Raw genomic sequence first — 8,077 nt, 5'->3', positions numbered from 1 at the left:
CGCACCGTCTGTGAGGACTCGAACGCGATCCGTGAGAGGTTTATGCAGAGCTTCCCTAGGGCGCCGGGGCTGCCGCGCAGCCGCGCCGCTGTGGGACAATGCCGGTCAGGCTTTTCAACCGTGCGACGTCATGATTCAACCTGCCACGCATCAGATCATCAAGACCGAAGAAGCACCGGGTGCCATCGGCGCCTATTCGCAGGCCGTGCAGGCCGGCGATACGGTCTATATCTCCGGCCAGATTCCGCTGGATCCGGCGACCGGCGACCTGGTCGAGGGCGATATCGAAGCCCAGATCGAGCGGGTATTCGACAATATCGAAGCCGTGGCCCGGGCGGCCGGCGGCACGTTCGCGCACGTGGTGAAGTTCACCATCTATTTGACCGATATGGACAACTTCGGCGCCGTGAACGCGGTCATGGAGCGCAAGCTGGCCAAGCCCTATCCGGCCCGTGCTGCCGTAGGCGTGGCTGCATTGCCCAAGGGCGCTGCCGTAGAGGCCGATGCCATCCTCGTGCTCGGCTGACAAGGCCGCCAAGAAAACGCGCTACAGCGCGAGCGATTCCTGCAAACGCCTGAACGGCGTCGGACCCAAGCTCGTCGACAAGCTCGCGACGCTGGGTATTGCCAGTATCGGCGATGTGCTGCTGCACCGGCCGACGCGCTACGAAGACCGTACCCGCGTCACCCCGGTAGGCGAAATGATCGCGCAGGGCCTGCCCGTGGTAGCGGTGGTTCGTATCGAGGCCGCCGAGGTGCGCCGCGGCCGCCGGCGCAGCCTGTTGGTGAGTACCACCGATGGGCAGGCGCGCCTGTGGCTGCGCTTCTTTCACTTTGCGCCGGCCCAGCAGGCGCGGCTGGTGGCCGGCACGTGGCTGCGCGTGTTCGGCGAGCCGCGCCCCGGGGTATATGGCCTCGAGATCGTGCATCCCGAGTACCAGATCGTGGACGACGCAGCCGCGGGCCACGACTTCACGCCCGAGCTGCGTGCGGTGTATCCGGCCACCGCCGGGGTCACCCAGCCGCGGCTTCGTGATATGGCCGACCAGGCGCTGGCCCTGCTGGATACGCCCGGTTTCTGGCCCGATGCGCTGCCCGCCGATCTGGGTCGCGAGCTGGCCGCGGCGGGAATCGATATCGATATCGCCGCGGCGCTGCGCTGTATCCATCGGCCCGCGCCGAACGAGGATCTGGCCGCCTTGATCGAGGGTCGCCACCCGGCGGTGACCCGGCTGGCATTCGAGGAGCTGTTGGGCCATCAACTGGGGCTGCGCAGCCGACGCCGTGAGGTCAAGACCGAACGCGCGCCGGTGCTCGGCGATGCGGGCCGCGGGCTGAGCCCGCTGTTCGAGCAGCTGGGCTTTTCGCCCACCAATGCCCAGCGCCGGGTGATTGGCGAAATTCTGGCCGATATGGCCGTGGCCCATCCGATGCTGCGCCTGATCCAGGGCGACGTCGGCTCGGGCAAGACCGTGGTCGCTGCAGCCGCGGTGCTGACCGCGATCGAGAACGGCTGGCAGGCGGCGTTCATGGCGCCGACCGAACTGCTGGCCGAACAGCACTATGCGAATCTGGCCGGCTGGCTGGAGCCGCTCGGGGTACAGGTGTTGCTGGTGACCGGCCGGCGCCGCCGCGATGACGCGCTGCTCGCGCCCATACGCGACGGCGAGCCGGTGGCGGTGGTGGGCACCCATGCGCTGTTTCAGGCGTCGTTGGATTTCGGGCGGCTGGGCCTGTGCGTGATCGACGAACAGCATCGCTTCGGGGTGGATCAGCGCCTGGCCCTGCGCAACAAGGCCGCCGCCGGCGGATTGACCGCGCATCAGCTGATCATGACCGCCACGCCCATCCCGCGCACCCTGGCGATGAGCGCGTACGCCGACCTGGATACCTCGGTGATCGACGAGCTGCCGCCCGGGCGTACCCCGGTGGTGACGGTGGCCGTTCCCAACACCCGCCGCGACGAAGTGGTCGAACGCATCGGCCGCGCGGTCGCCGACGGGCGCCAGGTCTATTGGGTATGTACGCTCATCGAGGCCAGCGACAAGCTCGAGGCCCAGGCGGCGGAAGCGGCGGCCGAGGCGTTGTCCGAGGCCCTGCCGGGGGTGCAGGTGTCGCTGGCGCACGGGCGTATGAAGGCCGCGGCCAAGCAAAAGGCCATGCAGGCCTTCAAGAAAGGTGCGATCGATGTACTGGTGGCCACCACCGTGATCGAGGTGGGCGTGGACGTGCCCAATGCCTCGCTGATGATCATCGAAAACGCCGAACGACTCGGTCTGGCCCAGCTGCACCAGCTGCGCGGGCGCGTAGGGCGGGGCTCGGTGGAAAGTCATTGTGTGCTGCTCTACCAGCCGCCGCTATCGGAGACGGCGCGCAAACGCCTGTCCGCGCTGCGTGAAACCGGTGACGGCTTTGCCATTGCACGGGCCGACCTGGAGCTGCGCGGGCCGGGCGAGGTGTTGGGCACGCGCCAGACCGGAGCGGCGAGTTTTCGTATTGCCGATCTGGTACGCGACGGGGTGTGGGTAGAAAAAGCGCTGACCGCAGCCGACGATGTGCTGGCTTATCACCCCCGCGAGGCGGCCACGCTCATCGAGCGCTGGGCGGGCGGTCGCGGTGGCTATGCCGGCGTCTGACAACCGACGCCATACATGAGCGCACCTGAAACGCAGCCGGCCGCGTTAAAGCAAAGACTTGTTTATGAAAAGAGTTCAGCATGCGGCGTGAGCATCGAGCCACCTGGCCATCGAACGATCGGTCTGTCGTCTTGTTCGTATTCCTTGCCGGACACCCTGCCTGCTTGAACACAGCCGACGGCGTTTCATTCATAATCGAAAACGCGGATAGGCTGGCGCGTGGGCAACCCGCGCCTGCAGCCCATACTCCCCTTTAGCCATAATCGAGACGGGAAAAGCCCGGCGTGAAACTGCTCGTTCGCCTACGTAATCTGCTTCAGTTCCAGCTCGAGCAATTCATGCTGCGCGGGGTGCTCTCGCGGCTGCTGGTCATCGCCTGTGCGATGGTGCTTATCGCCGTGAGCGCCGGGCTGCTCGTCTACAACGTGCCGCATATCGGCGAGGCCGGCGAAGAGGGCGATCCCGGTTCCGCAATCTGGTGGGCGTTTCTAAGGCTCACCGATTCCGGCTATCTCGGCGATGACGAAGGAACCCTGCTGCGGACGGTGTCGACCACGCTCACCATACTGGGTGTGGTGCTGTTTGTCGGTGCGCTGATTGCGACCATGACGCAGTGGCTCGACGACACCATCGAAACGCTCGAGGCCGGCTATACGCCCATTGCCAAGAACAACCATATCCTCATTCTCGGCTGGAGCAGTCGTACCGCGGGTATGGTCGAGAACCTCGTGCAGTCACAGGCGCGGGTCAAGCGCTTTCTGGACCGGCACGGCGGTGGCCGTCTGCATATCGTGATTCTGGCCGAGCGGGTCAATACCGGCATGGCCCAGGAGCTCAAGGACCGCCTGGGGCGGCGCTACGACGCGCGGCGCATCACGCTGCGGTCGGGTACGCCGCTGCGGGCCGATCATCTGCGTCGGGTCGATTTCGAGCATGCCGCCGCGGTCATCCTTGCCGGCCGCGAGTTCGACGGCGACGGCGCGGGCGACGAAGCCACCATCAAGACCCTGATCAACGCCACCGGCAGCAGTGAAGACAAGCTGCCGCTGGTGGTGGCCGAAGTCTTCGACGCCAACCATCTGGCCACCGCGGCCCGTGCCTATGCCGGCGAAGCCGAGCTCATCGGCGCCGGACGCATCGTCGCCCGACTGCTCGCCCAGAACACCCGTAATCGCGGCCTGTCGTGGGTTTATGGCGAATTGCTCAACGGTAAGGATGAACAGATATTCGTGCGCGAATGCCCAAGCCTGGTCGGCGAGCGCCTGGTCGACGTGGCCGGCTGTTTCGACAAGGCGGTATTGCTCGGCGCGGCGCGCGACGGCGCGCTCATCCCGGTTCATCGTGAAGATGGCGAACGCGTTCGCGACGGCGACCGGCTTGCGTTTATCGCCCGCGCCTTCGATGACTGCGCGCCTACCGGCGCGCCGGAGACGGTGATTACGGCCAGCCCGGTCGAGCGGAGCGAGCGGGCCGCGCGCAGCCGGGGCCATCGGCGCGTGCTGGTGCTGGGTTGGAACCGCAAGCTGCCGTCGCTGTTGGCCGAGTTCGAGGTTTATCGGCGGGAAAGCGTGACCATCGATGTCTTCTCGCTGCGCCCGATCGCCGAGCGCGAAACGCTGCTGGCCCGCCAGGGGGTACGGTTCGCGCATGCCAGCGTGCGCCAGATCGAGGGCGATTTCACGTCCTACCACGACCTGGGTCGGCTCTCGCTTGCCGACTACGACAACATCATCCTGCTGGCCAGCGATTGGCTGGGGTCGGCGGAGGCCGCGGACGCGCGTATGGTCATGGGCTATCTGGTGCTGGCCCAACAGCTCGAAAAGGTCGATCAGCCGCCGTTTACGCTGGTCGAAACCATGTCGGCCGAGAACGCGGCGTTGTTCGATGCGCCGCACGTCGAGCGCCTGATTTCGCCCGCTATTCAGTCCAGCCTGTTGACCCAGGTAGCGCTACGCCGCGAGTTGCACTGGGTGATGGAAGAGCTGTTCGGCGCGGGCGGCGCCGAAGTGGTATTTCGCGACGCGTCCCGTCTGGGCTTGGCGGGTGGCGACGACAGTTTCGAAACGCTGCGCCGTGCCCGCGCCGGCGAAGACGAAATTCTGCTCGGCGTCATGCGTGGCCCGGAGACGGCTCAGCCGCGGCTGCAGCTCAACGTGCGCGATAAACATGTGCCGCTAAACCTCAAGGCCGGCGACGAACTGGTGGTGCTGGCGGTGCCGGCTGCGGCGCTGAGCGCTGGCGAGGTGGGTTAGGCGAGCCGTGTCGGCCGCATTGCACGCCTGGGTTGGCGTCATCGCTGCTCAGAGCCAGCCCCTGCGCCGAAAAAATACCAGCATGCCGACCACCAGCGCGCCCATGAGTCCGAGCACGATCGGGTAGCCGTAGCGCCAGCCCAGCTCCGGCATGTTCCAGGGGCTGGCGGTATCGAAGTTCATGCCATAGACGCCCACGATGAACGACAGCGGCATGAAGACGGTGGCAATGAGCGTGAGCACGCGCATGATGTCGTTGAGCCGCATGGAGGCCAACGACAGATGCGTGTCCAGCAGGGCGCCCGTGGCATCGTGATAACTGTCGATGAGATCCACCACGCGTCGGGCGTGGTCCTGTATGTCCCGGATATAGGGCCGGTTTTCGATATGGATCGCGGGGTGGTCGCTGGTGAGCCAGCGCTGGATCATCTCGTTCTGGGCACGCATCGTCTTGCCCAGCGTGCTCAGGGCACGGCGCAGGTCGTGAATGGTGCCGATCAGATCGTGCGTGCGCGTTTCGAATATTTCGTCTTCCAGGCGATCGAGGCGCTCGCCGTAGGCCGCGACCACGTCGAAAGCGCTGTCGACCACGACATCGGCCAGCGCATGGCCCAGATGCTCGGCGCGGGCGCTGCTCTGGCCCATCGTGATTGGATCAGTCGCCAGGTGCATACGTTCGCGTACCGGGGCGAACAGATCGTGCCGGCCGGCATGAAAGCTCAGTACGAAGCCGTCGCCGATGAACAGGCTGACCTGCTCGATGGTCAGCCGCGTCTCCGGCTGGCCGTAGCCGCTGGCTGCCGGCACCACCGGCAAGGCGAGGGTAATGAAGATGAGGTTGCGATAAGGGTCGAGTTTGGGCCGCTGGCCGTGGTTGTGAACGTCTTCCAGGGCGAGCGGGTGCAGATGAAAGCGCTCGCCCAGGCGGGCGAGATCCGCGGGCGGCACGTCGCCCTCGAAATGCAGCCAGTGCAGCGTGCTGCCCTCGACCAGGGCGCCCAGCGCCTCGTCCAGGGTGGTGGCCATGCGTTCACGGGTCGGCCGGCCGGCGTCAAGCGACAGGGCATGAACCGTCAGCGCATCGTTGCTGGCCGGGTCGGCATGTTCGACGAGCGCACCGGGGCGCGTACCCGGCTTAGGGTGGCGTATATGGATATGGCGCAGCATGGCGCCAAGCCTTCAATGCCGCCGCGCGCGCGTCAAGTGCCAGAGTTCGCGCACGCCGCCTATGCACGTGCGACCGCATACAGATCAACGCGCTGCGCGCCGGCGCGGCGCAAACAGGCGGCCAGGGCGCGCACGGTATGTCCGGTGGTGACCACGTCATCGACGATGGCGACATGCGCACCGTGCAAGTCACGACGGCATACGAAGGCGTTGCGCACGTTGGCACGGCGCGCGCTGGCCGCCAGCGTGCTCTGACGCTCGGTGGCCAGACGTCGCTCGATACCCTGTGCCGCGATCGGCACGGCCAGTGGCTCGGCCAGACGGCGGGCGATTCGTTCGGCCTGATTGAAGCCGCGTTTGCGCAGGTTCTTTGCGTGCAGGGGAACGGGCACGAGGTAGTCAGGACGGCACATGTCGGCTGCCCCGATACGCTCGGCCAGCAGATCGCCCAAAAGCCGCGCATGCGGCATACGCGCACTGAATTTAAGCCGGGTGACCAGCCAGTCCGCCGGGGGGCGATAGTGCAGCGACGCGATGGCACGTTCGGCCAGCGGACGCTTTCGACAATCCGGGCATATCCGATCAGCGGTCAGCTCCGATAGCGCCAGCGCACAATGCCGGCAGGCCGAGCCAAGCCAGGGCAGTTCGGCCTTGCACTCCACACAGATATCCTGTTCCAGCGATGCCGGGGCATGGCACAGCACGCAGGCCGGCCCGAGCAGAAGTGACTGTATATTTTGTGACCATCTGTAAAGGAAAGGCATTTTTCCTGCTTGACAGTGGCTGGCGCTTGGCCAACCCTTTTACGCTCTTGAATCCTGAGTCGATATTGCCATGACCGAATCTGCGGATACCGCCGTTCTTCGCCACGACTGGCGCGCCGACGAGGTACAGGCCTTGTTCGCGCTGCCGTTCGCGGACCTGATCTATCGTGCCCAGAGCGCGCATCGCGCGCATTTCGACGCCAATGAGGTGCAGTTGTCGACGCTGATGTCGATCAAGACCGGGGCCTGTCCGGAAGACTGTGCCTACTGCCCGCAGAGCGTGCGTTTTGATACCGGACTGGAGCGCGAGGCGCTGTTACCGCTGGAGCAGGTCCGAGACGCGGCCCAGCGCGCACGCGCGGCCGGTGCCACGCGGTTCTGCATGGGCGCGGCCTGGCGCAGCCCCAAGGATCGCGATCTGGAAAAGGTCATCGACATGGTGCAGGCGGTCAAGGACGAAGGCCTGGAAACCTGCGTGACGCTGGGCATGCTCAAGGCCCGCCAAGCAGAGAAACTCAAGGCCGCCGGGCTCGACTACTACAACCACAATCTCGATACCTCGCCCGAGTACTATCAGGACATCATCACCACGCGGACCTACGAGGATCGGCTGGATACGCTCGGGCACGTGCGCGACGCGGGAATCAAGGTCTGCTGCGGCGGCATCGTGGGCATGGGCGAGACACCGCTGGATCGCGCCGAGCTGCTGTGCCAGCTGGCGAACCTGCCGGAACACCCCCAGAGCGTGCCGATCAACAATCTGGTACAGGTTGAAGGCACGCCGCTGCACGGCGTGGATCCCATCGACGAGCTCGACTTCGTGCGCACGATCGCCGTGGCCAAGATCATGATGCCGGCTTCCTATGTGCGGCTGTCCGCCGGGCGTGAGCAGATGTCGGAGGCCACCCAAACGCTGTGCTTTCTGGCCGGCGCGAACTCGATCTTCTACGGCGATCAGCTGCTGACCACGTCGAATCCGGCCCACCTGAAGGATCTCGCGCTGCTCGAAAAGCTCGGCATGAAGCCGGAGGCTTCGCCCAAATACAGCGATATCGAGGCCGGGCAGGCGCCCAGCGCTGAAGCCGCACCGCAGGGCTGCCGAGCGGCGGCAACGGCCGGCGCATCGTGACGCAGACGCTGGCAGCGCATTGTCGCGAACGGCTGGCCGCGGTCAGGGCGGCCGAGCGCTTTCGCCGTCGGCGCGTGATCGAGGGCGCGCATGCGCCGCAAGTGGTCGCAGACGGCCAGCGCTGCGTTA

At 65.9% G+C, this 8,077-nt stretch carries 6 protein-coding genes; 4 read left to right on the top strand and 2 right to left on the bottom strand.

What is annotated here, in order from left to right; all coding sequences use genetic code 11:
- Positions 1 to 130 precede the first annotated feature (130 nt).
- The 3 genes from ABNU97_RS16210 (at position 131) to ABNU97_RS16200 (ending at position 4,888) form a co-directional block, all read left to right on the top strand.
- The gene (locus tag ABNU97_RS16210; protein ID WP_348767718.1) at positions 131 to 526 is read left to right on the top strand and encodes a RidA family protein; all 396 of its coding nucleotides are present in this window, start codon (positions 131 to 133) and stop codon (positions 524 to 526) included.
- Positions 504 to 2,636: an ATP-dependent DNA helicase RecG gene (gene recG / locus ABNU97_RS16205; RefSeq protein ID WP_348767717.1), complete on the top strand. Its 2,133-nt coding sequence runs from the start codon at positions 504 to 506 to the stop codon at positions 2,634 to 2,636. The genes ABNU97_RS16210 and recG overlap by 23 nt, the downstream gene beginning before the upstream one ends.
- 284 nt (positions 2,637 to 2,920) lie before the next feature.
- Positions 2,921 to 4,888 carry a hypothetical protein gene (locus ABNU97_RS16200; RefSeq protein WP_348767716.1) on the top strand — a complete coding sequence of 656 codons (1,968 nt, stop codon included), beginning with the start codon at positions 2,921 to 2,923 and terminating at the stop codon, positions 4,886 to 4,888.
- A 48-nt stretch (positions 4,889 to 4,936) separates the two neighbouring features.
- Here ABNU97_RS16200 and corA read toward each other — a convergent pair whose 3' ends face one another.
- Both corA and ABNU97_RS16190 read right to left on the bottom strand, forming a co-directional pair.
- Positions 4,937 to 6,055: a magnesium/cobalt transporter CorA gene (corA, locus tag ABNU97_RS16195; RefSeq protein WP_348767715.1), complete on the bottom strand. Its 1,119-nt coding sequence runs from the start codon at positions 6,053 to 6,055 to the stop codon at positions 4,937 to 4,939.
- A 59-nt stretch (positions 6,056 to 6,114) separates the two neighbouring features.
- Positions 6,115 to 6,819, bottom strand: a complete 705-nt coding sequence (locus ABNU97_RS16190) for a ComF family protein (RefSeq protein ID WP_348767714.1) — start codon at positions 6,817 to 6,819, stop codon at positions 6,115 to 6,117.
- 70 nt (positions 6,820 to 6,889) lie between these two features.
- On the opposite strand from ABNU97_RS16190, the gene bioB reads away from it, so the two are divergent.
- Entirely contained in the window at positions 6,890 to 7,948 is a 1,059-nt protein-coding gene (gene bioB, locus ABNU97_RS16185; RefSeq protein ID WP_348767713.1) for a biotin synthase BioB, read from the top strand.
- The last annotated feature ends 129 nt before the right edge of the window (positions 7,949 to 8,077 follow it).

The organism is uncultured Salinisphaera sp., assembly GCF_964012375.1.
GTDB lineage: Bacteria > Pseudomonadota > Gammaproteobacteria > Nevskiales > Salinisphaeraceae > Salinisphaera.
This window is presented reverse-complemented; position numbering and strand designations above follow the sequence as displayed.